25 protein-coding genes are annotated in these 26,560 nt (G+C 69.4%); 14 read left to right on the top strand and 11 right to left on the bottom strand.

From position 1 onward, the window contains the following. Positions 1–155: 155 nt before the first annotated feature. From rpsB to OG905_RS12150, 9 genes are all read left to right on the top strand, one after another. Positions 156–1,082, top strand: coding sequence for a 30S ribosomal protein S2 (gene rpsB, locus OG905_RS12190; protein ID WP_328667754.1), 927 nt, complete (start codon positions 156–158; stop codon positions 1,080–1,082). 107 nt (positions 1,083–1,189) lie between these two features. Continuing rightward, positions 1,190–2,026: a translation elongation factor Ts gene (tsf, locus tag OG905_RS12185; RefSeq protein WP_328667753.1), complete on the top strand. Its 837-nt coding sequence runs from the start codon at positions 1,190–1,192 to the stop codon at positions 2,024–2,026. A gap of 160 nt (positions 2,027–2,186) precedes the next feature. Continuing rightward, entirely contained in the window at positions 2,187–2,969 is a 783-nt protein-coding gene (gene pyrH, locus OG905_RS12180; RefSeq protein ID WP_328667752.1) for a UMP kinase, read from the top strand. Between the two features lie 127 nt (positions 2,970–3,096). Then, the gene (gene frr, locus OG905_RS12175; RefSeq protein WP_324986969.1) at positions 3,097–3,654 is read left to right on the top strand and encodes a ribosome recycling factor; all 558 of its coding nucleotides are present in this window, start codon (positions 3,097–3,099) and stop codon (positions 3,652–3,654) included. Continuing rightward, a complete protein-coding gene (locus tag OG905_RS12170; protein WP_328667751.1) occupies positions 3,654–4,763 on the top strand; it encodes a phosphatidate cytidylyltransferase in 1,110 nt (369 codons plus the stop codon). Before frr ends, OG905_RS12170 begins: the two co-directional genes overlap by 1 nt. 87 nt (positions 4,764–4,850) lie before the next feature. Then, positions 4,851–5,957 (top strand): 23S rRNA (adenine(2503)-C(2))-methyltransferase RlmN, encoded by a 1,107-nt coding sequence (gene rlmN, locus OG905_RS12165; RefSeq protein ID WP_328667750.1) that lies wholly within the window; start codon positions 4,851–4,853, stop codon positions 5,955–5,957. A 213-nt stretch (positions 5,958–6,170) separates the two neighbouring features. Beyond that, positions 6,171–7,262 (top strand): thiamine ABC transporter substrate-binding protein, encoded by a 1,092-nt coding sequence (locus OG905_RS12160; protein ID WP_328667749.1) that lies wholly within the window; start codon positions 6,171–6,173, stop codon positions 7,260–7,262. A gap of 62 nt (positions 7,263–7,324) precedes the next feature. Further along, positions 7,325–8,941: an ABC transporter permease gene (locus OG905_RS12155; protein WP_328667748.1), complete on the top strand. Its 1,617-nt coding sequence runs from the start codon at positions 7,325–7,327 to the stop codon at positions 8,939–8,941. Then, positions 8,941–9,969 carry an ABC transporter ATP-binding protein gene (locus OG905_RS12150; protein ID WP_328667747.1) on the top strand — a complete coding sequence of 343 codons (1,029 nt, stop codon included), beginning with the start codon at positions 8,941–8,943 and terminating at the stop codon, positions 9,967–9,969. Before OG905_RS12155 ends, OG905_RS12150 begins: the two co-directional genes overlap by 1 nt. On the opposite strand, the gene OG905_RS12145 is transcribed toward OG905_RS12150, so the two are convergent. The 6 genes from OG905_RS12145 to OG905_RS12120 form a co-directional block, all read right to left on the bottom strand. After that, on the bottom strand, positions 9,956–10,891 hold the full coding sequence (locus tag OG905_RS12145; protein WP_328667746.1) for a hypothetical protein: 936 nt from the start codon (positions 10,889–10,891) through the stop codon (positions 9,956–9,958). The two genes, OG905_RS12150 and OG905_RS12145, sit on opposite strands and share 14 nt — an antisense overlap. Positions 10,892–10,975: 84 nt before the next feature. Then, a complete protein-coding gene (locus OG905_RS12140; protein WP_328667745.1) occupies positions 10,976–12,094 on the bottom strand; it encodes an LOG family protein in 1,119 nt (372 codons plus the stop codon). Positions 12,095–12,842: 748 nt separating this feature from the next. Further along, positions 12,843–14,018: a hypothetical protein gene (locus OG905_RS12135; RefSeq protein ID WP_328667744.1), complete on the bottom strand. Its 1,176-nt coding sequence runs from the start codon at positions 14,016–14,018 to the stop codon at positions 12,843–12,845. Continuing rightward, positions 14,000–14,728 (bottom strand): ABC transporter ATP-binding protein, encoded by a 729-nt coding sequence (locus tag OG905_RS12130; protein ID WP_328667743.1) that lies wholly within the window; start codon positions 14,726–14,728, stop codon positions 14,000–14,002. The genes OG905_RS12135 and OG905_RS12130 overlap by 19 nt, the downstream gene beginning before the upstream one ends. Before the next feature lie 207 nt (positions 14,729–14,935). Next, the gene (locus OG905_RS12125; protein ID WP_328667742.1) at positions 14,936–16,315 is read right to left on the bottom strand and encodes an aspartate aminotransferase family protein; all 1,380 of its coding nucleotides are present in this window, start codon (positions 16,313–16,315) and stop codon (positions 14,936–14,938) included. After that, a complete protein-coding gene (locus OG905_RS12120) occupies positions 16,300–16,806 on the bottom strand; it encodes an Lrp/AsnC family transcriptional regulator (protein WP_328667741.1) in 507 nt (168 codons plus the stop codon). The genes OG905_RS12125 and OG905_RS12120 overlap by 16 nt, the downstream gene beginning before the upstream one ends. A gap of 165 nt (positions 16,807–16,971) precedes the next feature. Here OG905_RS12120 and OG905_RS12115 point away from each other — a divergent pair, with 165 nt between their 5' ends. Further along, a complete protein-coding gene (locus OG905_RS12115; protein ID WP_328682186.1) occupies positions 16,972–18,411 on the top strand; it encodes a gamma-aminobutyraldehyde dehydrogenase in 1,440 nt (479 codons plus the stop codon). Between the two features lie 43 nt (positions 18,412–18,454). On the opposite strand, the gene OG905_RS12110 is transcribed toward OG905_RS12115, so the two are convergent. Continuing rightward, entirely contained in the window at positions 18,455–19,030 is a 576-nt protein-coding gene (locus OG905_RS12110; protein WP_328667740.1) for a TetR/AcrR family transcriptional regulator, read from the bottom strand. Beyond that, the gene (locus OG905_RS12105) at positions 19,027–19,389 is read right to left on the bottom strand and encodes a DUF1304 domain-containing protein (RefSeq protein WP_328667739.1); all 363 of its coding nucleotides are present in this window, start codon (positions 19,387–19,389) and stop codon (positions 19,027–19,029) included. Before OG905_RS12105 ends, OG905_RS12110 begins: the two co-directional genes overlap by 4 nt. A gap of 226 nt (positions 19,390–19,615) precedes the next feature. On the opposite strand from OG905_RS12105, the gene OG905_RS12100 reads away from it, so the two are divergent. Further along, positions 19,616–20,212 (top strand): hypothetical protein, encoded by a 597-nt coding sequence (locus OG905_RS12100; protein ID WP_328667738.1) that lies wholly within the window; start codon positions 19,616–19,618, stop codon positions 20,210–20,212. Here OG905_RS12100 and OG905_RS12095 read toward each other — a convergent pair. Then, positions 20,154–20,882 carry a glycerophosphodiester phosphodiesterase gene (locus OG905_RS12095; RefSeq protein WP_328667737.1) on the bottom strand — a complete coding sequence of 243 codons (729 nt, stop codon included), beginning with the start codon at positions 20,880–20,882 and terminating at the stop codon, positions 20,154–20,156. The two genes, OG905_RS12100 and OG905_RS12095, sit on opposite strands and share 59 nt — an antisense overlap. 21 nt (positions 20,883–20,903) lie before the next feature. Beyond that, positions 20,904–21,929: an adenosine deaminase gene (locus tag OG905_RS12090; protein ID WP_328667736.1), complete on the bottom strand. Its 1,026-nt coding sequence runs from the start codon at positions 21,927–21,929 to the stop codon at positions 20,904–20,906. Between the two features lie 112 nt (positions 21,930–22,041). Here OG905_RS12090 and OG905_RS12085 point away from each other — a divergent pair, with 112 nt between their 5' ends. After that, positions 22,042–22,746 carry a DUF4190 domain-containing protein gene (locus OG905_RS12085; protein WP_328667735.1) on the top strand — a complete coding sequence of 235 codons (705 nt, stop codon included), beginning with the start codon at positions 22,042–22,044 and terminating at the stop codon, positions 22,744–22,746. A gap of 228 nt (positions 22,747–22,974) precedes the next feature. Here the strand turns inward: OG905_RS12085 and OG905_RS12080 are convergent, their stop codons facing one another. Further along, the gene (locus tag OG905_RS12080; RefSeq protein WP_328667734.1) at positions 22,975–23,523 is read right to left on the bottom strand and encodes an NADAR family protein; all 549 of its coding nucleotides are present in this window, start codon (positions 23,521–23,523) and stop codon (positions 22,975–22,977) included. Positions 23,524–23,698: 175 nt separating this feature from the next. Between OG905_RS12080 and OG905_RS12075 the strand changes: the two genes are divergently transcribed. Together OG905_RS12075 and OG905_RS12070 are read left to right on the top strand one after the other, a co-directional pair. Continuing rightward, the gene (locus OG905_RS12075) at positions 23,699–25,213 is read left to right on the top strand and encodes a gamma-aminobutyraldehyde dehydrogenase (RefSeq protein ID WP_328667733.1); all 1,515 of its coding nucleotides are present in this window, start codon (positions 23,699–23,701) and stop codon (positions 25,211–25,213) included. A 60-nt stretch (positions 25,214–25,273) separates the two neighbouring features. Further along, positions 25,274–26,521 (top strand): ABC transporter substrate-binding protein, encoded by a 1,248-nt coding sequence (locus OG905_RS12070; RefSeq protein WP_328667732.1) that lies wholly within the window; start codon positions 25,274–25,276, stop codon positions 26,519–26,521. Positions 26,522–26,560: the final 39 nt, after the last annotated feature.

Genomic DNA, 26,560 nt, shown 5'->3' with positions numbered 1-26,560 from the left:
GTCCCGTACACTTCTTCTGGCGATCCGGGTCACCGGGTCGACTTCGCACGCCCCGCCACCACACCTCTTCAGGTCGGTGGCCGCGCTCCTCGGTCCCTTGTGGCACGGCGCGTCGGGGCGTCAGGACATAACCGAGAACCCAAGGAGATACGGCCATGGCCGTCGTCACGATGCGGGAGCTGCTGGAAAGCGGCGTCCACTTCGGTCACCAGACCCGTCGTTGGAACCCGAAGATGAAGCGATTCATCTTCACGGAGCGCAACGGCATCTACATCATCGACCTGCTCCAGTCGCTGTCGTACATCGACCGCGCCTACGAGTTCGTCAAGGAGACCGTCGCCCACGGCGGCTCCATCATGTTCGTCGGCACCAAGAAGCAGGCCCAGGAGGCCATCGCCGAGCAGGCGACGCGCGTTGGCATGCCGTACGTCAACCAGCGTTGGCTGGGCGGCATGCTCACCAACTTCTCCACCGTCTACAAGCGCCTTCAGCGTCTGAAGGAGCTCGAGCAGATCGACTTCGAGGATGTGGCCGCGTCCGGCCTCACCAAGAAGGAGCTCCTGGTCCTCTCCCGCGAGAAGGCCAAGCTGGAGAAGACCCTTGGTGGTATCCGCGAGATGCAGAAGGTGCCCAGCGCCGTCTGGATCGTCGACACCAAGAAGGAGCACATCGCCGTCGGTGAGGCGCGCAAGCTCCACATCCCGGTCGTCGCGATCCTGGACACCAACTGCGACCCGGACGAGGTCGACTACAAGATCCCGGGCAACGACGACGCCATCCGCTCCGTCACCCTGCTCACCCGCGTGATCGCCGACGCCGTCGCCGAGGGCCTCATCGCCCGTTCCGGCGTGGCCACCGGTGACTCCAAGCCGGGCGAGAAGGCCGCCGGTGAGCCGCTGGCCGAGTGGGAGCGCGACCTCCTCGAGGGCGAGAAGAAGGCAGACGACGCCGAGGCTCCGGCCGCCGCCGAGGCCGAGAAGCCGGCCGAGGCCGCTGCTGAGGCTCCTGCTGCTGAGGCTCCTGCTGCTGAGGCTCCGGCCGCCGAGGCTGAGAAGCCGGCCGCGGACGCCGAGCAGGCCTGACCACACAGGTTCGGTAGTTGACGGCGGGGGACGGTGCCACAAGCGCCGGCCCCCGCCGCTCACCCGTAGATCTTCGACTTTCGACTTTCGAGAGAGAATTCAAGGACATGGCGAACTACACCGCCGCTGACGTCAAGAAGCTCCGCGAGCTCACCGGCGCCGGCATGATGGACTGCAAGAAGGCCCTGGACGAGGCCGAGGGCAACGTCGACAAGGCCGTCGAGGCACTGCGCATCAAGGGCCAGAAGGGCGTCGCCAAGCGCGAGGGCCGCTCCGCCGAGAACGGTGCCGTCGTCTCCCTGATCGCCGACGACAACACCTCCGGTGTCCTCGTCGAGCTGAAGTGCGAGACGGACTTCGTCGCCAAGGGTGAGAAGTTCCAGGCCGTCGCCAACGCCCTGGCCGTCCACGTCGCCGCGACCTCTCCGGCCGACCTCGACGCGCTGCTCGCCTCCGAGATCGAGGCCGGCAAGACCGTCCAGGCGTTCGTCGACGAGGCCAACGCCAACCTCGGCGAGAAGATCGTCCTCGACCGCTTCGCGCAGTTCTCCGGTGCCTACGTCACGGCGTACATGCACCGCACCATGCCCGACCTCCCGCCGCAGATCGGTGTCCTTGTCGAGCTCGACAAGGAGAACGCCGAGGTCGCCAAGGGTGTCGCGCAGCACATCGCCGCCTTCGCGCCGAAGTACCTCTCCCGCGAGGACGTCCCGGCGGAGGTCGTCGAGACCGAGCGCCGCGTCGCCGAGGAGACCACCCGCGCCGAGGGCAAGCCCGAGGCTGCCCTCCCGAAGATCGTCGAGGGTCGCGTCAACGGCTTCTTCAAGGAGGCCACTCTCCTTGGTCAGCCCTACGCGCTCGACAACAAGAAGTCCGTCCAGAAGGTCCTGGACGAGGCCGGTGTCACGCTGAAGCGCTTCTCGCGCATCAAGGTCGGCATCTGACCCGTTAAGCGATCGACACGGGAGCCCGCTAGGGTTTCTTACGCAGTCGCCGGTCGCGCTCGCGCCGGACGACCGCAGATCTGACGAGGAGGCCATTGCCGACAGGGACACCAGCACCCCAAGGCAATGGCCTTCTTCGTATGTGCACGAGGAGATCTCCATGAACAAGGGCGCGGACGCCAATCAGGCAGCCGACGACAAGAGCGACCACGAAGTCAACAAGGCCGGGCGCTTCATGCTGAAGCTGTCCGGTGAGGCCTTCGCCGGCGGCGGCGGACTCGGCGTCGACCCCGACGTCGTACACGCCATCGCGCGTGAGATCGCCGCGGTCGTCCGCGACGGTGCGCAGATCGCGGTCGTCCTCGGTGGCGGCAACTTCTTCCGCGGGGCCGAGCTGCAGCAGCGCGGCATGGACCGGGCCCGCTCCGACTACATGGGCATGCTCGGCACGGTGATGAACTGCCTCGCCCTCCAGGACTTCCTGGAGAAGGAGGGCATCGACTCCCGTGTCCAGACCGCCATCACCATGGGGCAGGTCGCGGAGCCGTACATCCCGCTGCGCGCGGTGCGCCACCTGGAGAAGGGGCGCGTCGTCATCTTCGGCGCCGGTATGGGCATGCCGTATTTCTCCACCGACACCACCGCCGCGCAGCGCGCCCTGGAGATCGACGCCGAAGCCCTGCTGATGGGCAAGAACGGTGTCGACGGGGTCTACGACTCCGACCCCAAGACCAACCCCGACGCGGTGAAGTTCGACGCGCTGGAGTACGGCGAGGTGCTCTCCCGCAACCTCAAGGTCGCCGACGCCACAGCCATCACTCTCTGCCGCGACAACGCCCTTCCGATCCTTGTCTTCGAACTGCTCGCAGAAGGCAATATCGCTCGGGCCGTCAAGGGTGAGAAGATCGGCACGCTCGTGAGCGACCAGGGCACCAGGGCCTGACCCGGGGGCTTCCCTCGAGGGATGGACAAAGTCCTGCCGGTCGGACACCGTGCAGGGAAAAGACGCGACGCAGGTTCCGCCGGCCCAGTCGAACGCCGGGCCCACTCAAGACACGCAGGAGCAAGTGGTGATCGAAGAGACCCTCCTCGAGGCCGAGGAGAAGATGGAGAAGGCCGTCCTGGTCGCCAAGGATGACTTCGCCGCGATCCGCACCGGACGTGCGCACCCGGCGATGTTCAACAAGATCGTGGCGGACTACTACGGTGCGCTGACCCCGATCAACCAGCTGGCCTCGTTCTCGGTTCCCGAGGCGCGGATGGCCGTGGTGACCCCGTTCGACAAGAGCGCGCTGCGCAATATCGAGCAGGCCATCCGCGACTCCGACCTCGGCGTCAACCCGAGCAACGACGGCAATATCATCCGGGTGGTGTTCCCGGAGCTGACGCAGGACCGCCGCAAGGAGTACATCAAGGTCGCCAAGACCAAGGCCGAGGACTCCAAGATCTCGATCCGTTCCGTGCGCCGCAAGGCCAAGGAGACCATCGACAAGTTCATCAAGGACGGCGAGGTCGGCGAGGACGAGGGCCGCCGTGCGGAGAAGGAGCTCGACGACACCACCGCGAAGTACGTCTCGCAGGTGGACGAGCTGCTCAAGCACAAGGAAGCCGAGCTGCTCGAGGTCTGATGAACGACTCTTCCTGGGGGGGCCCGCCGAGAGCCGGTTTCTGGGGACCGCCCGACCAGGGGCCTGCCCCGGCGGGTCCCGCATACGATGAGCATGACGCACAGCAGACTCGGCCCATGCCCATCGTGCCGGACTTTCCCGACGCAGGTAGAGACGCCGAAGACCGTAACGACCGCGACCAGAACGACGACCGCGACCGGGGTGCCGCTCGGCTGAGCGGCCCTCTGTTCCGGGACGAGATTCCGCAGGAGCCCATGCCCATCCCTCCGCCTGCGTCCGAGCCGCCGCAGAAGAAGCGGGCCGGCCGTGATCTGCGGGCGGCCATAGGGGTCGGTATCGGGCTCGGCGCTGTGATCGTGGCATCGCTCTTCATCGTCAAGGCCGTGTTCGTCGGCGTGATAGCGGTCGCCGTCGTCGTCGGGCTGTGGGAGCTCACCTCGCGTCTCGAGGAGCGCAAGCAGATCAAGGCGCCGCTGGTACCGCTCGCGGTGGGCGGCGCGGCGATGGTCGTGGCCGGTTATGTCCGCGGTGCGGAGGGCGCCTGGGTCGCGATGGCGCTCACGGCGCTCGCGGTCCTGGTCTGGCGGATGACAGAGCCGCCCGAGGGTTATCTGAAGGACGTCACGGCGGGTGTCTTCGCCGCGTTCTACGTGCCGTTCCTGGCGACGTTCGTCGCGATGATGCTCACGGCGGACGACGGGCCGCAGCGGGTGCTCACCTTCCTGGTGCTGACCGTGGTCAGCGACACGGGTGCGTACGCCGTCGGCTGGCGCTTCGGCAAGCACAAGCTCGCGCCGCGCATCAGCCCCGGGAAGACCCGCGAGGGCCTGGTGGGCGCGGTGACGTTCGCGATGGTGGCGGGCGCGCTGCTCATGGAGTTCGTGATCGACGACGGCACCTGGTGGCAGGGCCTGCTGCTCGGCTTCGCGGTCGCGGCCAGTGCCACGCTCGGTGACCTGGGCGAGTCGATGATCAAGCGGGACCTCGGCATCAAGGACATGGGCACGCTGCTGCCTGGACACGGCGGCATCATGGACCGGCTCGACTCGCTGCTGCCGACAGCTCCCGTGGTGTGGCTGCTGATGGTGATCTTCGTCGGATCCGGCTGACGGGCTGACCTGCACGTTTGGGTCGAGGGGTTCGTTGTCCACACGACGGCGAACCCCTCTTGGTATCTCTGCGACACTGGTGGGACCATGCCCAAGCCCGGAGAACTCACTTTCGTCGCGCCCCGCGGAGCCAAGAAGCCCCCGCGGCATCTCGCCGACCTCACGCCCGCCGAGCGCAAGGACGCCGTCGCCGCGATCGGCGAGAAGCCGTTTCGTGCCAAGCAGCTCTCGCAGCACTACTTCGCGCGGTACGCCCACGACCCCGCCCAGTGGACCGACATCCCCGCGTCCGCGCGCGAGAAGCTCGCCGCCGAGCTGCTGCCGGATCTGATGTCCGTCGTACGGCACATCTCGTGCGACGACGACACCACCCGTAAGACTCTGTGGCGGCTTCACGACGGCACGCTCGTCGAGTCCGTGCTCATGCGCTACCCGGACCGGGTGACCATGTGCATCTCGTCGCAGGCCGGCTGCGGAATGAACTGCCCCTTCTGCGCCACCGGGCAGGCGGGACTCGACCGCAATCTGTCGACCGCCGAGATCGTGCACCAGATCGTCGACGGCATGCGCGCCCTGCGCGACGGCGAGGTGCCCGGGGGCCCGGCGCGGCTGTCCAACATCGTCTTCATGGGCATGGGCGAGCCGCTCGCCAACTACAAGCGGGTCGTCGGCTCCATCCGCCGTCTCACCGACCCCGAGCCGGACGGTCTCGGTCTCTCGCAGCGCGGGATCACCGTCTCCACCGTCGGTCTGGTCCCCGCGATGCTGCGCTTCGCCGACGAGGGCTTCAAGTGCCGTCTCGCCGTCTCGCTGCACGCCCCGGACGACGAGCTGCGCGACACCCTGGTCCCGGTCAACACGCGATGGAAGGTCCGCGAGGTCCTGGACGCGGCATGGGAGTACGCGGAGAAGTCCGGCCGCCGTATCTCCATCGAGTACGCGCTGATCAGGGACATCAATGACCAGGCGTGGCGGGGCGATCTGCTGGGCCGCCTGCTCAAGGGCAAGCGCGTTCACGTGAATCTGATCCCGCTCAACCCGACGCCGGGCTCGAAGTGGACGGCATCGCGTCCCGAGGACGAGAAGGCCTTCGTGGAGGCGATCGCGGCCCACGGTGTGCCCGTGACCGTACGGGACACCCGTGGCCAGGAGATCGACGGAGCGTGCGGACAGCTCGCGGCGACCGAGCGGTAGTCTGGGCTTCGAACATTTGCATATTCCGACAGGGGAGCGCCACAGCGCTGAGAGTGCGGCACATGCTTGGAAACAAGCACGTGGTCGCAGACCCTCTGAACCTTGCCCAGGTCATTCTGGGTAGGAAGTTCGGTCATCACTCAAGCTGTTGCGCCCTGCTCACGCCATGTGAGCAGGGCCGCGTCTCTTCCTGGTCACTCCAGGAGGAATTCAGTGAGCACTACCAAGAAGGTGGCGGTTTCCGCCATCGCCGTCGCGCTCGGCATCTCGACGCTCGCCGCGTGCGGGGAGTCCAAGGACTCCGCCACGGACAGCGGTCCGAAGTCCAAGACCGTGACGCTCGTCAGCCATGACTCGTTCGTCGCCTCGCCCGCCGTACTGAAGCAGTTCACCAAGGAGACCGGCTACACGGTCAAGGTGCTCCAGAGCGGCGACGCGGGCGCTGCCCTCAACAAGGAGATCCTCACCAAGGGCTCCCCGCAGGGCGATGTCTTCTTCGGCGTCGACAACACCCTCCTCTCGCGCGCCCTGGACAACGATCTGTTCACGCCGTACGAGGCCAAGGGCCTGGACCAGGTGCCCGACGAGGTGCAGCTGGACAAGGACAAGCACCGCGTCACGCCCGTCGACACCGGCGACATCTGCATCAACTACGACAAGAAGTACTTCGCGGACAAAAAGCTGGCTCCGCCGCAGTCCTTCGACGACCTGATCAAGCCCGAGTACAAGAACCTGCTGGTCACGGAGAACGCGGCGACCTCGTCGCCCGGCCTCGGCTTCCTCCTCGGCAGCATAGGCAAGTACGGCGAGGACGGCTGGCAGGACTACTGGAAGAAGCTGAAGAGCAACGGCGTCAAGATCGTCGACGGCTGGGAGCAGGCGTACAACAACGAGTTCTCCGGTTCCGCCGGTGGCAAGAAGGCCAAGGCGGACCGCCCGCTGGTCGTCTCGTACGCCTCCAGCCCGCCGGCCGAGGTGGTCTTCGCCAAGCCGCAGCCGACCGAGGCGCCCACCGGCGTCGCGACCGGAACCTGCTTCCGTCAGACGGAGTTCGCGGGACTCCTGAGCGGCGCGAAGAACGAGGAGGGCGGCAAGGCCCTGCTGGACTTCCTGATCTCCAAGCAGTTCCAGGAGGACATGCCGCTCAACATGTTCGTCTACCCGGTGGTCAAGGGCGCGAAGCTGCCCGAGGCGTTCACCAAGTTCGGCGCTGTCGTCGCCAAGCCGGAGACCGTCGCTCCCGACAAGATCGCCAAGAACCGTGAGCAGTGGGTCCAGTCATGGTCCTCGCTCGTACTGAAGTAACGAAGTCCGTCCGGGGTTCCGTCCGCGGTTCCGTCAGGGGGAATGCGGCGCGGCTCGGGCTGATGGCCGGGCCCGCCGTGTTCTTCGCGGTCTTCTTCGCCTACCCCGTCGTCTCGATCGTCGGCCGCGGCCTCCAGGTCGACGGGGTATGGCAGTTCGGGCGGTTCGGCGAGGTGCTGAGCCGCGCCGACATCCAGCGCGTGCTGTGGTTCACCGCCTGGCAGGCGCTCGCCTCCACCGCGCTCACGCTGCTGATCGCGCTGCCCGCCGCGTATGTCTTCGCCCGCTTCGACTTCCCGGGCAAGCAGCTGCTGCGGGCCGTGGTGACCGTTCCGTTCGTGCTGCCGACCGTTGTCGTCGGGACCGCGTTCCTGGCCCTCCTCGGCCGTGGCGGACTGCTCGACGAGCTGTGGGGCGTCCGGTTGGACACCACCGTGTGGGCGATTCTGCTCGCGCATGTCTTCTTCAACTACGCCGTGGTCGTACGGACCGTGGGCGGCCTGTGGTCCCAGCTCGACCCGCGTCAGGAGGAGGCGGCCCGGGTGCTGGGTGCCGGGCGGTTCGCGGCCTGGCGGCGGGTGACGCTGCCTGCGCTCGGGCCCGCCGTGGCCGCCGCCGCCCTGATGGTCTTCCTCTTCACCTTCACCTCGTTCGGCGTCGTACAGATCCTCGGCGGACCGACCTTCTCGACGCTCGAAGTGGAGATCTACCGGCAGACCGCCCAGCTGCTCGATCTGCCCACGGCCGCCGTACTCACGCTGATTCAGTTCGCCGCGGTCGGCGCGATCCTGGCGGTGCACGCGTCGACGGTCCGGCGGCGGGAGACCGCGCTCAAGCTGGTCGACCCGGCTCAGACCGCGCGCCGGCCGCGCGGCCTCCGGCAGTGGGCGCTGCTCGGCGGGGTCCTGCTCACCGTGCTGCTGCTGATCCTGGTGCCGCTCGGAGTGCTCGTCGAACGCTCGCTGGACGGGCCGGGCGGTTACGGCTTCGACTTCTACCGGGCCCTGCAGTCGACCGGCGACGCAGGCAGCAGCTTCCTCGTCCCGCCGATCGAGGCGATCTGGAACTCGATGCGGTACGCGCTGGCGGCGACCGGCATCGCACTGCTCATCGGCGGGCTCGCGGCCGCCGCGCTCACCCGGCGCGCGGGACGGCTCGTGCGCGGTTTCGACGCGCTGCTGATGCTTCCGCTCGGGGTCTCCGCGGTGACCGTCGGCTTCGGTTTTCTGATCACCCTCGACAAGCCGCCGCTGGATCTGCGTACCTCGTGGATTCTCGTACCACTGGCGCAGGCACTGGTCGGTGTCCCCTTCGTCGTACGGACCATGCTGCCCGTCCTCCGAGCGGTCGACGACCGGCTGCGCGAGGCCGCGGCCGTGCTCGGGGCCTCGCCGGTGCGAGTCTGGCGTGAGGTCGATCTGCCGATCGTGCGGCGTGCGGTGCTGATCGCGGCGGGGTTCGCCTTCGCCGTGTCGCTCGGTGAGTTCGGGGCGACCGTCTTCATCGCCAGGCCCGACCGGCCGACCCTGCCGGTCGCCGTGGCACGCCTGCTCGGGAGGCCCGGCGAGCTCAACTACGGCCAGGCGATGGCTCTTTCGACGATCCTGATGATGGTGTGCGCGGCGGCGCTGCTGCTCCTCGAACGCATCCGTACCGACAAAACCTCGGGGGAGTTCTGATGGCCTTGCTGCGACTGGAGGATGTGACCGTACGGTTCGGGGCGCGCGCGGCGCTCGACGCGGTGGACCTGGAGGTCGCCGAGCACGAGATCGTCTGCGTGCTCGGGCCGAGCGGCAGCGGCAAGTCCACCCTGCTGAGGATCGTCGCCGGCCTCCAGTCCGCGGACACCGGGCGGGTGCTGCTGTCCGGCGCCGACCAGGCAGGGGTGCCGGTGCACCGGCGCGGAGTCGGGCTGATGTTCCAGGACCACCAGCTCTTCCCGCAGCGCGACGTGGGCGGCAATGTCGCCTTCGGGCTGCGGATGCGCGGTGTCGGCCGGGCCGAACAGGCCCGCCGCGTCGATGAGTTGCTGACGCTCGTCGGGCTGCCCGCCGCACAGCGCCGGGCGGTGGCCTCGCTGTCCGGCGGCGAGCAGCAGCGGGTGGCGCTGGCCCGGGCGCTCGCGCCGGAGCCCCGGCTGCTGATGCTGGACGAGCCGCTCGGCCAGCTGGACCGGGGGCTGCGCGAGCGGCTTGTCGTCGAACTGCGGGAGCTGTTCGGACGGTTGGGCACCACCGTGCTCGCGGTCACTCACGACCAGGGCGAGGCCTTCTCGCTCGCCGACCGTGTCGTGGTCATGCGGGAGGGCCGGATCGCCCAGGTGGGCACTCCGCCGGAGGTCTGGCAGCGGCCCGCGTCCGAGTTCGTCGCACGCTTCCTCGGCTTCGACAACGTGGTGGCGGCGACGGTGAGCGGGACGGCCGCCGACACGGTGTGGGGCAAGATCCCGGTGCCGGACGGCTCGCCGCAGGGCGAGTGCAAGGTCCTGGTCCGGCCCGCGGGCGTACGGCTGGACGATGCATCGTCCGGGCTGCCGTGCAGGGTCGAGGGGCTTACGTTCCGGGGCAACCATGTCGCCGTACGGCTGAGGCCCGCCGACGCGCCGCCGCTGGAGGCGGAGTGCTCCCTGCGGGACGCGCCGGAGGAAGGGGCCGAAGTGGGTGTGGTCTTCGGCGCCGAGGATGTAGTCGTGCTCAGCGAACGGTGACGACGTCTTCCGGACGCAGCGCGCCGGCGCCGGGCTCCTGCGGCTGTGGCTCCGTGCCATGAGCCTCCGGCGCGCCGAACCAGGCGACCGCGACGGCGCCCGCCACCGCCAGTACGAACCCGAGGATCGCCATCCAGGCGAAGCCCTGGCGCGAGGAGTCACCCAGCCACAGCACGCCGATCATGCCCGGCAGTACGGTCTCGCCCACCACCAGAGCCGCCGTCGCACCGTTCACCGAGCCGATCTGAAGGGCAATCGTGTGCAGATACATGCCACCGATCCCGGCCACGAGGATCGCGTACAGCGCCGGGTCCGCGAGCAGAGCACCCAGGTCGAAGGGGTCGATGCCGTTCAGTACGCGTACGCCGACACCCAGCGCGCCGAAGCCGAGCCCCGACAGCAGACCGGCCAGGATCGCGGCGCGGGCGCCGAGGAGGCGTACGACGACGGTGCCACCGGCCATCAGCAGCAGCGAGATCGCCAGCAGCCACCAGTGCGTCGCGATCGGGGTGTCTCCGCTGCCCTCCGGGCCCGCGGCCGAGGCCAGCAGCACCAGCGCCGAGCAGACGACGGCGATCGAGGTCCACTCGGCGCGGTTCAGGCGGATGCCCAGCAGCTTGACGCTCAGCACGGCCGTGATCACCAGGTTCGCGCTGATCACGGTCTGCGAGAGGAACAGCGGGAGCAGCCGGGCCGCCAGCGCGCCCAGGCCGAAGCCGACGAAGTCCAGGACGGTGCCGACGATGAACTCCCAGGTCATCGCGGCCTTCGCGGTGGACGAAAGGCTTGGCCCGCCGTGCTGCGTGACGCCCGACGCGGCCGCCTCACGGCGCGCGGACCTGCGCGATCCCACGGCCTGGAGCACCGACCCCGTGCCGTAACAGGTCGAGGCCGCGACCGCGGTCAGTAGGCCAATCAGCACCAGGGGCTCCGTTCACGTGGGGTCAGTCCAACTCCGGCTGGACTGCCAGACGTGTCTTCGGCCTCCGAAGTTGCTTTTCGGTGACTAATCGCCGCTGGTCAGGCTGATCAGCGCGGCCGGAGCCTCGTCGACCGAGTCGACGAGTGCGATACGGGACGCCATCGGGCGGCCCGCCGCGAGGGACTGGAGCAGCGGCCAGGTGGGGAGCGTCCGCGTCCAGTGCACGCGGTTGACGAGGACCATGGGGGTCGGTTCGCCGCGGGACTCGTAGTAGTTCGGGGTCGCGTTGTCGAAGATCTCCTGGACCGTGCCGGCGGCGCCGGGCAGGAAGATCACGCCCGCGCTGGAGCGGGCGAGGAGGCCGTCCTCGCGGGTGGCGTTGGCGAAGTACTTGGCGATGTGGCCCGCGAAGGCGTTCGGCGGCTCGTGGCCGTAGAACCAGGTGGGGATGCCGATCGAGTCGCCGCCGCCCGGCCAGCGGTCGCGCACCTCGAAGGCGGCGCCGGCCCAGTCGGAGACGGACGGGGTGAACGAGGGGGTCTTGGCGAGGAGTTCGAGCGCCTCGTCCAGCATCTCGTCGGGGTGCGGCGCGGCGTACGCGCCGAGGTTGGCGGCCTCCATCGCGCCGGGGCCGCCGCCGGTCGCGACGGTGAGCCCGCTCCGGGCGAGGACCCGGCCGAGGCGGGCGGCGCCTGCGTAGGCGTCCGTGCCGCGAGCCATGGCGTGCCCGCCCATCACGCCGACGACGCGCGCGCCGACGAGGTGTTCGTCCAGGGCGTCGGAGATGGCGTCGTCGTGGATCGAGCGGAGCATGGAGGCGAATATGTCGCCGTCGGCCTTGGTCTCCTGGAACCAGGCGTAGGCCCGGGCGTCGGGAGTGGTCTCGTAGCCGTTGGTGGCCAAGCCCTCGAACAGCTCGTCGGGGGAGTAGAGAAGCCCGCGGTACGGATCGAAATGCAGATCGGGAACCGGCGGGAAGACGAGCGCGCCGTCGGCCCGGACCTTGGCGGCGGCGTCGGGCTGCATGGGGCAGCCGAGGAAGACGGCGCCGGTGGTGTCGGCGGTGAGCAGCGCGAAGGTTCGGTCGGTGAGGTCGACGGACTGGACGCGGTGTCCGGCGAGGGTGCCTTGAGCGACGACGAGATCGAACTCTTCGAGGGATTCGATCTCGCGGTCGGGGTGGGGTTCGGGGCGAGGCGGCATGCGGCCACGATAGGGGTGGGGGTGGGTTGTCCCCCACCCCGCCCCTTCCCTGAACTGGTTGCGGGCCCCCGGGCGTTGGGTGGGGGTCCGTGGTCGGGCGGGCGGTTCTTTCCCCTACCCCGCCCCTTCCCGAATACCGGGGGTGACTCCCGGGCCCCTGCGCCGGTTGCGCGGCGCCTTGCACGGACCCGGCGCCGGGCGCCGGGCCAGGATGCGTGGAGGCTGAGGCCCCCCGGCCCCCGAGCGCCGGCTTCGCCGCGCCCTCCAGGGTCCGGCACCGCCCGTGCCGGGCAGGGAAATGCGGGGGCCGACGCCCCCGTTGGCCCCGTGGGCCAGCTTCGCGACGTCCTGCGGGACTGGCCCTGGGGCCTTGTCCGGCACCCCCGTGCCGGGGCGATGCGGGGCGGGCGCCCCCGGCCCAGAACGTCGGCTACGCAGCCCTTTGCGGACCCCGGGACCCGCGCCGGCTCCGCCGCGCCTTGCAGGGATCTGGCACCCGCCGGGGCCGGGGGGAAAAGCGGGGGCTGGCGACAGGGCCCCGCGCCGGCTCCGCGGCGCTTGACGGGACCGGCCACCCGCGAGACCGACGTCCGCGGCCCGAGCGGCGGCTTCGCGGCCTGCACGAACCGCGCACCTCCGGCCGAGGGACGCGGGGGCGCGGCGCCTTGCGCGACCGTCGGCCAAGTGCCCGGGTGCCGGTCTCGCGGCGCTCGTGGTACCTGTGCACCCCGCACCCCGGCGCCCGGCCTCAGCCCGTGAGGGGGAACGCCGCCAGCGCGCCCACCCCGTACGTCAGGGGGGCGAAGACCAGCAGGAGCGCTACCGCTCGCAGGGCCGCCGCCTGGCGGAGGAGGGGGGCCGGAGCGCCCAGGCGGCGGAGGGATTCCGTCGTTGTGGCGCGGGCGTGTTTGGCCTCCAGGGCCGAGACCAGGAGCGTCGCCGTCGTGCAGGTGATCACCAGGGTCGCGCCCAGGCTGGTGAGGGGGCCGACGGGGCGGGGGGCCGAGTCGTCGTAGAGCATGGCGGCGGCGAGCGCCGCCGCGGCGACCGCGCAGACCACGCCCAGCGGGCGGCCGATGCGGCTCGACTCCTCCATGAGGGTGCGGCCCGCCAGCAGGCGGGTCGGGCCCGGGCGGAGGGACTGGAGGAGGCGGCCGCAGAAACGGGTGATGCCCGGGCCCGCCAGGGCGAGGCCGAGGGCTGCGAGGGTCCAGCCCACGAGGACTCCGGCCGGGTTGCCCTCGAAGTGGCCGTCGAATTCGCCCGGCAGAGGCAGAGGTGAACCCGACCCGCCGCGGCTCGCGTACGTCTCGACGGCCAGGCCCGCCGCCATCAGCGCGACCCCCCACGGCAGCCCGCTCGGAGCGGGAGAAGGTACCGGGGAGGATGAAGACACCGCGGACGGCGGCGGAGACTGGCGCGGGCGCAGCGTCAGCGCGGCCGCCACCGAGGACAGCAGCGGCACCAGTGTGAGCAGCGTCAGCGCCGCTCCCAGCGGCAATGGCCGGTCCGCCGCGAGCAGTTCGGCCGCAGCCCCGTCGAACGGCAGCCCCGTCAGATCGCCCCGCAGGTGGAGGAAGAACAGCAGGGCGACCATGCTGCCGAGCGTGCCGGAGACGGCCGTCGACACCGCGGCCAGCGCGCTGAGCCGTGCGGGCCCGAGGCCGATCGCCGAGAGCCCGGACCTCGGACGCGTACTCGGATCCGTACGCGCCACCGCCACCGCGAAGTGCACGGTCGCCGCGAGGGGGATCAGGCACCACAGAAGCCGTACCGCGGACGTGCCGGAGTCGGTGGGGTGGGACAGCGCGTACGTCAGCGTGCACAGCAGCATGAATCCGACGCCCGCGGACGCCGCCGCCACCATCAGGCGGCGCAGCAGGACCAGTGGGTGCGCGCCTCGGGCTAGACGGAGAGCGAGCACTCGGCTCGGCCTTCCGCGTCCGCGGTCGCGAGGGAGTTGACGCGCCGGCCGTCGACGAGTGCGATCGAACGGTCGGCGAGCGCCGCCACCTCCGCGTCGTGCGTGGCGAGCACGACGGTGATGCGGTGCGAACGGGCCGCGGCCGTGACCATACGCAGCAGGTGCGCCCGGTCCGCCCGGTGCAGGGTCGCCGTCGGCTCGTCCGCGAACAGCACCGACGGCGTGGCTGCCAGGGCCCGCGCGGTGGCGACCCGTTGCCGCTGTGCCTGCAGCAGCGCATGGGGCCGCTTGCGCGCGCATGCGTCGATGTCGAGCCGCTCCAGCCACTCCATCGCCGCGGTCTTCGCCGCGCGGTGCGAGATGCCGCGCAGCAGCAGCGGCAGGGCGGCGTTCTCCCACGCCGTCAGCTCCGGGACCAGCGTCGGCTCGGAGTCGATCCACCCGAAGCGGTCCCTGCGCAGCCGCTCGCGCTGCGGCGGGCTCAGCGTGTGCACGGGGGAGCTGTTGAACCAGACCTCGCCCTCCTGCGCGACCAGTTGACCGGAGAGGCATCGCAGGAGCGTGGTCTTGCCGCTGCCGCGGGGCCCGCACACGGCGAGGATCTCGCCCTCCCGTACGCCCAGCGATACGCCCACGAGCGCGGGCGAGCCGTTGTGGGATTGGTGCAGGGAACGCGCCCAGAGCACATCGTTGTCCGGCGGAGCCACCATGGCGTACACCTCGGTTCTGATCAGATTTCCTCTCCCCCGTCCGGGGGAACGAAGGCAGGGCCGATCGGTCACTCGGCACGCTAAGGATTCAGAACCGGGGTGGCGGGAAGCACACGGCCCGGGTGCACCCCATCTCACTCGGATGGCCGAATGAGTGAGGGGTGCCCCGGGCCGATAGCCGTAAGCAGCCAGCCGTGAGAGGTGGGGCTAGAGCTTCGTCCAGGCCTCCGCGAGAACGCTGCGCAGGATGCCCTCGATCTCGTCGAAGGTCTCCTGCGTGGAGATCAGCGGCGGTGCGAGCTGCACGACCGGGTCGCCACGGTCGTCGGCGCGGCAGTACAGGCCGGCGTCGTAGAGCGCCTTCGAGAGGAAGCCGTAGAGCACACGCTCGGTCTCCTCGTCGGTGAAGGTCTCCTTGGTGGCCTTGTCCTTCACCAGCTCGATGCCGTAGAAGAAGCCGTTTCCGCGGACGTCGCCGACGATCGGCAGGTCGTGCAGCTTCTGCAGTGTGGAGAGGAACGCGCCCTCGTTGTCGAGGACGTGCTGGTTGAGGCCTTCCTTCTCGAAGATGTCGAGGTTGGCCAGGCCCACCGCGGCGGAAACCGGGTGGCCGCCGAAGGTGTAGCCGTGCAGGAAGGTGTTGTCGCCCTTGTAGAACGGCTCGGCGAGGCGGTCGGAGATGATGCACGCGCCGATCGGGGAGTAGCCCGAGGTCATGCCCTTGGCACAGGTGATCATGTCCGGCACGTAGCCGAACTTGTCGCAGGCGAACATTGTGCCGAGGCGGCCGAAGGCACAGATGACCTCGTCCGAGACGAGCAGCACGTCGTACTGGTCGCAGATCTCGCGGACCCGCTGGAAGTACCCGGGCGGCGGCGGGAAGCAGCCACCGGCGTTCTGCACCGGCTCCAGGAACACGGCCGCGACCGTGTCCGCGCCCTCGAAGAGGATCTGCTGCTCGATCTGGTCGGCGGCCCAGCGGCCGAAGGCCTCGGGGTCGTCGCCGTAGATCGGAGCACGGTAGATGTTGGTGTTCGGCACCTTGTGCGCGCCGGGGACCAGCGGCTCGAAGGGGGCCTTGAGGGCGGGGAGGCCGGTGATGGACAGGGCGCCCTGCGGGGTGCCGTGGTAGGCGACCGCACGCGAGATGACCTTGTACTTGGTCGGCTTGCCCTTGAGCTTGAAGTACTGCTTGGCCAGCTTCCAGGCGGTCTCGACCGCCTCACCGCCACCAGTGGTGAAGAAGACCTTGTTCAGGTCGCCCGGGGCGTGCTGCGCCAGCCGCTCGGCCAGCTCGACGGCCTTGGGGTGGGCGTAGGACCATACGGGGAAGAAGGCGAGCTCCTGAGCCTGCTTGTACGCGGTCTCGGCGAGCTCGTGACGGCCGTGGCCGGCGTTGACCACGAACAGGCCGGAGAGGCCGTCGAGGTAGCGCTTGCCCTTGTCGTCGTAGATGTAGGTGCCCTCGCCACGCACGATGGTGGGCACGGGTGCGTTCTCGTACGACGACATCCGGGTGAAGTGCATCCACAGGTGGTCGTACGCGGTCTTGGAGAGGTCCTTGCTCACGGCTATCGGGTTCCCCACATGTAGGTCTGCTTCTTGAGCTTGAGGTAGACGAAGCTCTCGGTGGAGCGCACGCCGGGGAGCGCGCGGATCCGCTTGTTGATCACTTCGAGCATGTGGTCGTCGTCCTCGCAGACGATCTCCACCATGAGGTCGAAGGAGCCCGCGGTCATGACCACGTACTCGCACTCGGCCATGGCGGTGAGCGCGTCGGCCACCGGGTCGAGGTCTCCCTCCACCTTGATGCCGACCATCGCCTGGCGTCGCAGGCCCACGGTGAGTGGGTCGGTGACGGCGACGATCTGCATCACGCCCTGGTCGAGCAGCTTTTGGACGCGCTGGCGTACGGCCGCTTCGGAGAGGCCGACGGCCTTGCCGATCGCGGCGTACGGGCGGCGCCCGTCTTCCTGGAGCTGTTCGATGATCGCGAGGGAGACGGCGTCGATCGTCGGGGACGATCCGTTGCTGTTCCTGGAGTCTGCGTTACGACTGGCCACGGGCTCACTTTGCACTGCGACTCGTCTGTGCCGCAACCCCTGAGCGATGAAATTCGTTGTTCGAGAGGTCGAATATCACTGAATCCGAAGTTGTGGAGGGTCGGGGCTGTCGAAAGCGTTACCCGAGAGATTAGGGTGGGTGTCTCACCCATCGGACATCTGACAGGAGGGGTGGCAACAGTGACCACCGAGCTGCGTCGTCTGCGCAACTACATCAACGGGGAGTTCCGGGACGCCGCCGACGGGCGGACCATCGAGGTCGTCAATCCGGCCACGGCTGAGGTGTACGCCACGTCGCCGCTCTCCGGACAGGCTGACGTCGATGCCGCGATGGACGCCGCCGCGGCCGCCTTCCCCGCCTGGCGCGACAGCACGCCGGCCGAGCGCCAGAAGGTGCTGCTGAAGATCGCGGACGCCTTCGAGGAGCGGGCCGAGGACCTGATCGCCGCCGAGTCGGAGAACACGGGCAAGCCGCTGGGCCTGACCCGCACCGAAGAGATCCCGCCGATGGTGGACCAGATCCGCTTCTTCGCGGGTGCGGCGCGGATGCTGGAGGGCCGCTCGGCCGGCGAGTACATGGAGGGCATGACCTCCATCGTCCGGCGTGAGCCGGTCGGCGTCTGCGCGCAGGTCGCGCCGTGGAACTACCCGATGATGATGGCCGTCTGGAAGTTCGCGCCCGCGCTGGCGGCGGGCAACACGGTCGTCATCAAGCCCTCGGACACCACCCCCGCGTCGACCGTGCTGATCGCCGAGATCATCGGCGCGATCGTGCCGAAGGGTGTCTTCAACGTCCTGTGCGGCGACCGGGACACCGGCCGCGCGATGGTCGAGCACCCGATTCCGGCGATGGCGTCGATCACCGGTTCCGTACGGGCGGGCATGCAGGTCGCCGAGTCGGCGGCCAAGGACGTCAAGCGCGTACACCTGGAGCTGGGCGGCAAGGCGCCGGTCGTCGTCTTCGAGGACACGGACATCCCCAAGGCCGTCGAGGACATCGCGGTGGCGGGCTACTTCAACGCGGGCCAGGACTGTACGGCCGCGACGCGCGTGCTCGTGCACGAGTCGATCCACGACGAGTTCGTCGCGGCGCTGGCCAAGGCGGCGACCGACACGAAGACGGGCGCGGCGGACGACGAGGACGTGCTCTACGGCCCGCTCAACAACGCCAACCAGCTCAAGCAGGTCAGCGGCTTCATCGAGCGGCTCCCGGCACACGCCAAGGTCGAGGCCGGTGGCCACCAGGTCGGCGAGAAGGGCTACTTCTACGCCGCCACCGTCGTCTCCGGACTCAAGCAGGACGACGAGATCATCCAGAAAGAGGTCTTCGGACCGGTCATCACCGTTCAGTCCTTCCGCGACGAGGCGCAGGCCCTGGAGTGGGCGAACGGCGTCGAGTACGCCCTTGCCTCGTCCGTGTGGACCAAGGACCACGCGCGCGCGATGCGCATGTCCAAGAACCTCGACTTCGGCTGTGTGTGGATCAACACGCACATTCCGCTGGTCGCTGAGATGCCGCACGGTGGCTTCAAGAAGTCCGGTTACGGCAAGGACCTTTCGTCGTACGGCTTCGACGACTACACGCGCATCAAGCACGTGATGACGTCGCTCGACGCGTAAGCCTTGCTGACGGGGCGCGGGGACGGTTTCCCGCGCCCCGTTCTCATGCCGTCTGTGCCACCGGCGTGCGGTGCAACGCCAGCAGCAGGCGCCAGATCTGAGCCGCCATCAGCTCGGGCGTCGCCTCGATCGCCCCGTGCAGCCAGTCCGCCAGCACGCCCGCGAAGGTCGCCGCCACCGCCGAGGCGATCAGGGGCGCGGACGGGGCTCCGGCCAGCTCGCGCTCCCTGCGGCTGCGCTCGCGCAGTTCGCGGTGGAGCAGATCGCCCAGGGGGCCGCTGCCGCCCTCATGGAGCAGGGTGCGGTAGAGCGCGGCGTGCGGGGCCAGGTCCCTGAAGAAGTCCGTCAGCGCCGGCGGGGGAGCGGCCGGATCCGGGGTGCCTCGCCAGGCGTGGAGGGCGTCCACCGCGTCCCGTACGACCTCGGCGCAGGCGTCGACCGCCAGGGCGTCGAGGTCCGGGTAGTGCAGGTAGAACGTGGCCCGGCCCAGGCCTGCCCTTCGGACGAGCGCCGCGACGCTGGCCTCCGCGAGCGGACGCTCGGCGCACTCCTCCAGCAGGGCCTCGCGCAGCCTGGCCCGGGTGCGTTCGGCGCGCGGGTCTCCCGCGGGGGCACTCATCCCGCCACCAGCACGGCCGCCAGCGCGAGCGCGCCCGGCAGCGCCTGCGCCACCAGGATGCGCCGGTTCGCGGTGAAGCCGCCGTACAGGCCCGCGACGAGCACACAACTGAGGAAGAAGACCTGGACGCGGTATCCCGTCGGGTCGGCGGCTATCAGGCCCCAGATCAGGCCCGCGGCGAGGAAGCCGTTGTAGAGCCCCTGGTTCGCGGCGAGCGGGGCGGTCGCGCGGGCCATGTCCGCGTCGAAGCCGGAGAGTTCGCGGCCGGGCCTGCGCTCCCAGAGGAACATCTCCAGGACCAGGATGTAGATGTGCAGCGCGGCCACCAGGCCGACCAGGACGTTTGCCGTTGTGTTCATCGGGGATCCTCAGTTCATGGACAGGTGTCCAGTAAGTATAGACAGATGTCCATTGGGCGCAGAGGTCGACTGCGACGCAGGGAGCGCTCGACCCCGCATGGGCCCGTGGCGCGGCAACAGGCCTGGTGCTGGCCGCAGGCGCCGCGGTCGTCTCGCACGCGATGGCGTGCCGGATCACGGGACCCCCCGTTTTTGAACGCGTTCACAATGGGCGTACGCTGCGGTCATGAGCGAGCGAGCCCTGTTGCGGCGCATACGCGTGTGGTTGATCGTCTTCATCGTCTGCCTGCTGCTGAGCGGGCTGACGGCCTTCCCCTTGGTGCACGAACTGCACTGGCTGGAAGACCTGTTGAACTCGCTGGGGACCGGCGGCCGGTTCCCGGCGCTGATGGAGTGGATCGAGCGGGTACGGGCCGGGCTGGACGCCACCGACGAGAAGTACCCCTTCGTGCTGTACGGAACGGACTGGCTCGCTTTCGCACACCTGGTGATCGCGGTCGCCTTCTACGGCCCGTACCGCGATCCCGTACGGAACATCTGGGTCGTCGAGTTCGGGATGATCGCCTGCGCCGGGATCATCCCGCTCGCCCTGATCTGCGGTCCGATCCGCGGGATTCCCGTCTGGTGGTCGGTCGTCGACATGTCGTTCGGGGTGTTCGGAGTGATCCCGCTGTACGTCCTGCGCCGGAAGATCAAGCAGTTGGAGGCCTTGACGGGACAGGCGCCCGGTCCCGAACCGGCCGCCGTCGCGGCCTGGTTCAGGCCTACGGCTTGCGGTCCACCGCGCCGAACTGGGCCACAAGAGAGTTCGGCCGCGGGGTGACAACGCCGTGCAGCGCATCGACGCGGTTGGTGGTGATCGAGTCGACGCCGTACCGCACCAGCCGTCGCATGCTTCGCCGGGTGTCCGCCACCCAGGCCGAGACCAGCATGCCGTCCCGATGGATACGGTCCGTCAGCTCCTGGCCGATCAGGCTGAACCGGTAGTTGAGCCAGCGCGGACCCACAGCGGCCAGCAGCGCGGGCCGCGGCGGGGCCAGGGACGTCCACGTCATCGCGATCTCGGCCGACGGGTCGGCCGCGCGCACCGCGAGCATGGTGACCGGGCCCGCGCAGTAGTACACCCGCTCGCCCGCGCCGCAATCGCGGACCGTGCCCACCACGGTCCGCACCGACTCCTTCGAGGCGCCGGGCAGATCGATCATCACGCGGTGCGTTCCGAGGGCGTTCAGAGCCTCGCTCAGCGTGGGCACCCCGCCGCCGGTGAGCTCGTGCAGCTCGTCCCGGGTGAGTCCGGCGAGGGGCCGGTCGTGGCCCCACAGCCGTTTCAGGGACTCGTCGTGCAGCAGCACCGGCACGTCGTCACGGGTGAGGCGTACGTCGATCTCCACCGCGTCCGCGCCCTGTTCGAGAGCGGAGCGGAGCGAGGGAAGGGTGTTCTCACGGACGCGGTACGGATCGCCGCGATGGCCCACAACACTGACTCTGCGCATGGGCCCCATTGTCAGGTTCGCTCAGCGCGCGAGCCAGGCGGTGGTGTACACGTCGATCTCGGCCGCGATCCGCGCCTTGCCCGCCGGGTCGAGGAAGGACGCCTCCACGGCGTTCTTGGCGAGGCCGGCGAGTCCGCGCTCGTCCAGCCCCAGCAGCCGGGCGGCGACCGCGTACTCGTTGTTCAGGTCGCTGCCGAACATCGGCGGGTCGTCGCTGTTGATCGTCACCAGCACACCGGCGGCGACCATCTCCTTGATGGGGTGCTGGTCGAGGTCGACGACGGCGCGGGTGGCGATGTTCGAGGTCGGGCAGACCTCCAGCGCGATCCGGTTCTCCGCCAGGTGGGCGAGCAGCTTCGGGTCCTGGGTCGCGCTGGTGCCGTGGCCGATGCGCTCGGCGCGCAGGTCGTTCAGCGCGTCCCAGATGGTCCCCGGTCCCGTCGTCTCCCCGGCGTGCGGCACGGAGTGCAGTCCCGCCGCGATCGCTCGGTCGAAGTACGGCTTGAACTGGGGCCGCGGCACACCGATCTCCGGGCCGCCGAGTCCGAAGGAGACCAGGCCCTCGGGTCGCAGGTCCACAGCGAGCCGTGCGGTCTCCTCGGCCGCTTCGAGCCCGGCCTCGCCGGGGATGTCGAAGCACCAGCGCAGTACGACACCGAGCTCGGCCTCGGCCGCCCGGCGGGCGTCCTCGATCGCCGCCATGAAGGCCTTCTCGTCGATGCCGCGGCGGGTCGAGCTGAAGGGCGTGATGGTCAGCTCGGCGTAGCGGATGTTCTGGCGGGCCATGTCACGGGCCACCTCGAAGGTCAGCAGCCGTACGTCCTCGGGGGTGCGGATCAGGTCCACGACCGAGAGATAGACCTCGATGAAGTGCGCGAAGTCGGTGAACGTGAAGTAGTCCGCGAGCGCCTCGGGGTCGGTGGGGACCTTCGAGTCGGGGTGGCGGGCGGCCAGTTCGGCGACGATGCGCGGCGAAGCCGAGCCGACGTGGTGCACATGCAGTTCGGCCTTGGGGAGCCCCGCGATGAAGGGGTGCAGATCGGTCATCGGGGTCCTCCGTGTTCAATGCGCCGCTCGGGTCAGGGATCATCGTAGGGGGCCCGGCCGAGGACAGGGTGAGGGGCCGTAGCATGACGGCGAACCACGATGGGGGAGAACCATGTCAGACAACCAGGCCCAGCCGGCGGGCGGGTCCGAGCCCCGCGACCGCGATCCGTGGGCTCCGCCACAGGGCAGTGCGGCACAGAACAGGGTGCCGCTGGACAAGCCCGCCGCGCAGCGCCCGCCGACGTCGCCGGTGCACGACCAGCTGACCGTCACGTCGATGCCGGGTGTCGGTCCGGTTCCCGACGCGGGTGCCGTGCCGCCGCCCCCGATAGCCCCGGGAGGACCTGCCCAGCCCGCCGCGGGTCCCTACGGCTACCCCGCAGCCCCGAGCCTCCCGCAGCTCGGCGTCGGCGCCGGTGATCCGTACGGCGGCTACCCCGGATACCCGGGCTACCAGAGCTACAGCCAGCCGGGCTGGCAGGCCCAGCCGGCGAACGGCATGGGCATCACCGCGATGGTGCTCGGCATCCTGTCCGTCTGCCTGTTCTGTCTGTACGGAGTCGTGTCGATCGTCCTCGGCGTGCTCGGCCTGATCTTCGGCATCCTGGGCCGCAAGCGCGCCCAGCGGGGCGAGGCGACCAACGGCGGCATGGCGCTCGCGGGTATCATCACAGGCTCCATCGGCATCGTGCTCGGCCTGGTCGTCGTGGGCCTGATGATCTGGGGCATCACCAAGGCGGTCAACGACGACCGGAACAGGGACGACGGCTACGACGACTACTCGAACACGCTCGTGCTCGAGGACGTCGCCCGCTAGGGCGTGTTTTAGAAGTCGCGCCTGCCCCGCGACGCCTGGCACGCGCACTCGCGGTGTTGTCGGAGTCGCCCAAGTACGTCCAGTACGAGGACGATCCTCCGCCTTGCGATTGCACGCACCAGACGCCGCAGGGCCCGCCCTTCGGGCGGACGGCGCTACTTCTAAAACACGCCCTAGCCGATCGCACATCGCGGAGCGGGATGCCGGGGCGCGGCCCCGGTCACCCTGTCACCCGCGCTTCCGCAGCTCCTCCCGCGCCTCCATCAGCGCGAACCCCAGCAGATTGAGCCCGCGCCAGCGCGCGGGATCCTGCGCCAGCTCGTCGTCCGCGGCCAGCCCGATGCCCCACACCCGGTCGAGCGGGCTGGCCTCGACAAGCACCCGGTCCCCCGTGCCCAGCAGATAGTCGCGCAGCTCGGCATGCTGTCCGAACTTGTGCACACTGCCCGAGCGCACGATCGCGAACCGCTCGCGCTCCCATATCGCGTCGTCGAAACCGCGCACCAGCCGCCCGGCCCGCTTGGCCGCGGCAGGGCTGGTCGCCGCGAGCGCCTGCCGCTCGGCCTCCGCGTCGCTGAAGAGCCGTGCCTTGCCCGCCATCATCCAGTGCTCCGCCGTGGCGTACCGCACGCCGTCGACCACGAACGGTGACGGCCACCACTGGCTGAGACAGCTCGGGCCGATACTCCCGTCCCGGCGCGGCGCGTGCCCCCAGAAGTGCAGAAACTTGACTCGCTTGTCGCTGCTGACCTGCTGGATCAGCTCTTCCATCCCCATGCACGCGAGTCTGGCATCCAGCACTGACACTCCGTACGCCTTTAGTCGCCCTGCCCCGACACATGGTCGACCGATTCCGTCGCGTAATCAAAAGGCAACAACGGAATCCCTTGTTGGAGACGGGTTGCTCTGTCAGGATCGGCACTCAATTCGAGCTGGAACAACGGAGAGCTTCATGAGCAACCGCTTCCAGGCGCGGGACCGCTACGCGGACGGCGCGCAGTACATCGGCGGGCGGCTGCGGCCCGGCACTTCAGGACGTACGCAGGACATCGTCAACCCGGCCACCGGGGAGACGGTCCACAGCTACGAACTGGCAGCCACCGCCGATGTCGACGCGGCCGTCGCCGCTGCCCGCGATGCCTTCCCCGGCTGGGCGGGCGCCACCCCGGGCGAGCGCTCCGACGCCCTGCACCGCTTCGCCTCCGTCCTCGCGGAGCAGTCCGCCGACTTCGCGTACGCCGAGTCCCTCCAGTGCGGCAAGCCGATCCGGCTCACCACCGAGTTCGACGTCCCGGGCACCGTCGACAACACGGCCTTCTTCGCGGGCGCCGCGCGCCATCTCCAGGGACAGTCGGCCGGTGAGTACAGCGGTGACCACACCTCGTACGTCCGCCGGGAGCCGATCGGAGTCGTCGGCTCCATCGCCCCCTGGAACTACCCGCTCCAGATGGCTGCCTGGAAGGTCCTCCCGGCCATCGCCGCGGGCAACACCATCGTCCTCAAGCCCGCCGAGATCACCCCGCTGACCTCGCTGATGTTCGCCGAGGCCGCCAAGGCGGCCGGGATCCCCGACGGCGTGGTCAACATCGTCAACGGCGCGGGCAAGGAGGCGGGCGAGCAGCTCGTCGGGCACCCCGATGTCGCCATGACCTCCTTCACCGGTTCCACCCCCGTCGGCAAGCGCGTCGCCGAGATCGCGACCGCCACCGTCAAGCGCCTGCACCTGGAGCTCGGCGGCAAGGCCCCCTTCGTGGTCTTCGACGACGCCGACCTGGAGGCCGCGATCCACGGCGCCGTCGCCGGCTCGCTGATCAACTCCGGCCAGGACTGCACGGCCGCCACCCGCGCCTATGTACAGCGGCCGCTGTACGACGCCTTCGTCAGCGGTGTCGCCGATCTGATGGCGGACGTCCGCCTCGGTGACCCCCTCGACCCCGCCACCGACCTCGGCCCGCTCGTCTCGCACCTCCAGCGCGACCGCGTCGCGGGCTTCGTCGACCGGGCCCGCGCCTACGCCAGGGTCGTCACCGGCGGCGAAGCCCCGGGCGGTGACCTGGAGAAGGGCGCCTACTACCGGCCCACACTCGTCGCCGGGGCCGCCCAGGACAGTGAGATCGTCCAGTCCGAGATCTTCGGTCCGGTCCTCGTCGTCCTCCCCTTCGACTCCGACGACGAAGGCATCGCGCTGGCCAACGACACCCCCTACGGCCTCGCCGCCTCCGCCTGGAGCCGCGACGTGTTCCGCGCGAACCGCGCCACCCGCGAGATCAAGGCGGGGTGCGTCTGGGTCAACGACCACATTCCGATCATCAGCGAGATGCCTCATGGCGGATACAAGGCCTCTGGCTTCGGAAAGGACATGTCGGTCTACTCCTTCGAGGAGTACACGCAGGTCAAGCACGTGATGTACGACAACACCGCGGTAGCCCGGAAGGACTGGCACCGCACCATCTTCGGGGACCGTTAGCCAGCCCACCCCAGCCCAGCGCCGCTCGACCCGCGGCACCATCCCGAAAGGGCACAGCGCATGGATCAGCACGAGCCGGACGTCCTGTCCGCAGCCCAACTGGCGGCGATGCGACGCAGCATCACCAGCGGCCGGGGCGCCCTCACCCGCCGTTCGATGCTGCGCGCCGGCGGTATAGGCGCGCTCACCGTCGGCGGCCTCGCCTCCCTGAGCGCCTGCGGCATCCCGCCCGCGAAGCGTGAAGGAGAGGCAGCGGCCTCGGACGACCACTCCACTGCGGAGAAGCGGATCAGCTTCTCCAACTGGACCGAGTACATGGACGTCAGCGAGGACGAGAAGCACCGTCCCACGCTGGAGCAGTTCACCAAGCGGACCGGGATCAAGGTCAAGTACACCGAGGACATCAACGACAACGTCGAGTTCTTCGGGAAGATCCAGCCGCAGCTCGCCGCCGGCCAGGACACCGGCCGCGACCTGATATGCGTCACCGACTGGCTGGCCGCGCGGATGATCCGGCTCGGCTGGGTGCAGAAGCTCGACTCCTCGCTGCTGCCGCACGCGTACGCCAATCTCTCCGCCCAGTTCCGCAGCCCCGACTGGGACCCGGGTCGCGCCTACTCCTACCCGTGGACCGGCATTTCGACCGTCATCGCCTACAACGTCAAGGCGACCGGCGGCAAGAAGGTCGACTCCGTCACGCAGCTCCTCGACGACCCCACGCTCAAGGGCCGGGTGGGCTTCCTCACCGAGATGCGTGACTCGGTCGGCATGACCCTGCTCGACATGGGCAAGGACCCGGCCAAGGTCAACGACGCCGACTACGACGCGGCGATCGGCCGGCTCCAGAAGGGCGTCGACAAGAAGCAGATCCGGCGCTTCACGGGCAACGACTACACCTCGGACCTGGACAAGGGCGATATCGCCGCCTGTCTCGCCTGGGCCGGTGACCTCATTCAGCTCCAGGCCGACAACCCCGACATCAAGTTCTCGATCCCGGCGGCCGGTTACATGACCTCCTCCGACAATCTGCTGGTCCCGGCCAACGCCAGGCACCAGAAGAACGCCACCCGGCTGATCGACTACTACTACGAGCTCCCCGTCGCCGCCCAACTCGCCGCGTACATCAACTATGTGTGCCCGGTCGAGGGCGTCGCCGCCGAACTCACCAAGATCGACAAGTCGCTTGCCGAGAACACGCTGATCCTCCCGGACAAGGCCATGGCCGCCAAGTCCCACGCCTTCCGTTCGCTCAGCAGCGCGGAGGAGAAGGCGTACGAAGAGAAGTTCGCCAAGCTCATCGGCGCCTGATCTGCCCCCCTGCTCCCCTCGACACCACTGGGACCGCGA

Source organism: Streptomyces sp. NBC_00322 (assembly GCF_036147535.1).
Lineage (GTDB): Bacteria > Actinomycetota > Actinomycetes > Streptomycetales > Streptomycetaceae > Streptomyces.
The sequence above is the reverse complement of the archived record's forward strand: the minus strand, read 5'-3'. Positions and strand labels throughout refer to the sequence as shown.

Excerpts from the sequence above, each read along its gene's own strand:
- OG905_RS12140 (WP_328667745.1), bottom strand. The coding sequence starts at position 12,094 with ATGCCGCCTCGCCCCGAACCCCACCCCGACCGCGAGATCGAATCCCTC.
- rpsB (WP_328667754.1), top strand. The coding sequence starts at position 156 with ATGGCCGTCGTCACGATGCGGGAGCTGCTGGAAAGCGGCGTCCACTTC.
- tsf (WP_328667753.1), top strand. The coding sequence starts at position 1,190 with ATGGCGAACTACACCGCCGCTGACGTCAAGAAGCTCCGCGAGCTCACC.
- rlmN (WP_328667750.1), top strand. The coding sequence starts at position 4,851 with ATGCCCAAGCCCGGAGAACTCACTTTCGTCGCGCCCCGCGGAGCCAAG.
- OG905_RS12170 (WP_328667751.1), top strand. The coding sequence starts at position 3,654 with ATGAACGACTCTTCCTGGGGGGGCCCGCCGAGAGCCGGTTTCTGGGGA.
- OG905_RS12085 (WP_328667735.1), top strand. The coding sequence starts at position 22,042 with ATGTCAGACAACCAGGCCCAGCCGGCGGGCGGGTCCGAGCCCCGCGAC.
- OG905_RS12080 (WP_328667734.1), bottom strand. The coding sequence starts at position 23,523 with ATGGGGATGGAAGAGCTGATCCAGCAGGTCAGCAGCGACAAGCGAGTC.
- pyrH (WP_328667752.1), top strand. The coding sequence starts at position 2,187 with ATGAACAAGGGCGCGGACGCCAATCAGGCAGCCGACGACAAGAGCGAC.
- OG905_RS12110 (WP_328667740.1), bottom strand. The coding sequence starts at position 19,030 with ATGAGTGCCCCCGCGGGAGACCCGCGCGCCGAACGCACCCGGGCCAGG.
- OG905_RS12130 (WP_328667743.1), bottom strand. The coding sequence starts at position 14,728 with ATGGTGGCTCCGCCGGACAACGATGTGCTCTGGGCGCGTTCCCTGCAC.
- OG905_RS12150 (WP_328667747.1), top strand. The coding sequence starts at position 8,941 with ATGGCCTTGCTGCGACTGGAGGATGTGACCGTACGGTTCGGGGCGCGC.
- OG905_RS12075 (WP_328667733.1), top strand. The coding sequence starts at position 23,699 with ATGAGCAACCGCTTCCAGGCGCGGGACCGCTACGCGGACGGCGCGCAG.
- OG905_RS12155 (WP_328667748.1), top strand. The coding sequence starts at position 7,325 with ATGGCCGGGCCCGCCGTGTTCTTCGCGGTCTTCTTCGCCTACCCCGTC.
- OG905_RS12090 (WP_328667736.1), bottom strand. The coding sequence starts at position 21,929 with ATGACCGATCTGCACCCCTTCATCGCGGGGCTCCCCAAGGCCGAACTG.
- OG905_RS12100 (WP_328667738.1), top strand. The coding sequence starts at position 19,616 with ATGAGCGAGCGAGCCCTGTTGCGGCGCATACGCGTGTGGTTGATCGTC.
- OG905_RS12105 (WP_328667739.1), bottom strand. The coding sequence starts at position 19,389 with ATGAACACAACGGCAAACGTCCTGGTCGGCCTGGTGGCCGCGCTGCAC.
- OG905_RS12095 (WP_328667737.1), bottom strand. The coding sequence starts at position 20,882 with ATGCGCAGAGTCAGTGTTGTGGGCCATCGCGGCGATCCGTACCGCGTC.
- OG905_RS12070 (WP_328667732.1), top strand. The coding sequence starts at position 25,274 with ATGGATCAGCACGAGCCGGACGTCCTGTCCGCAGCCCAACTGGCGGCG.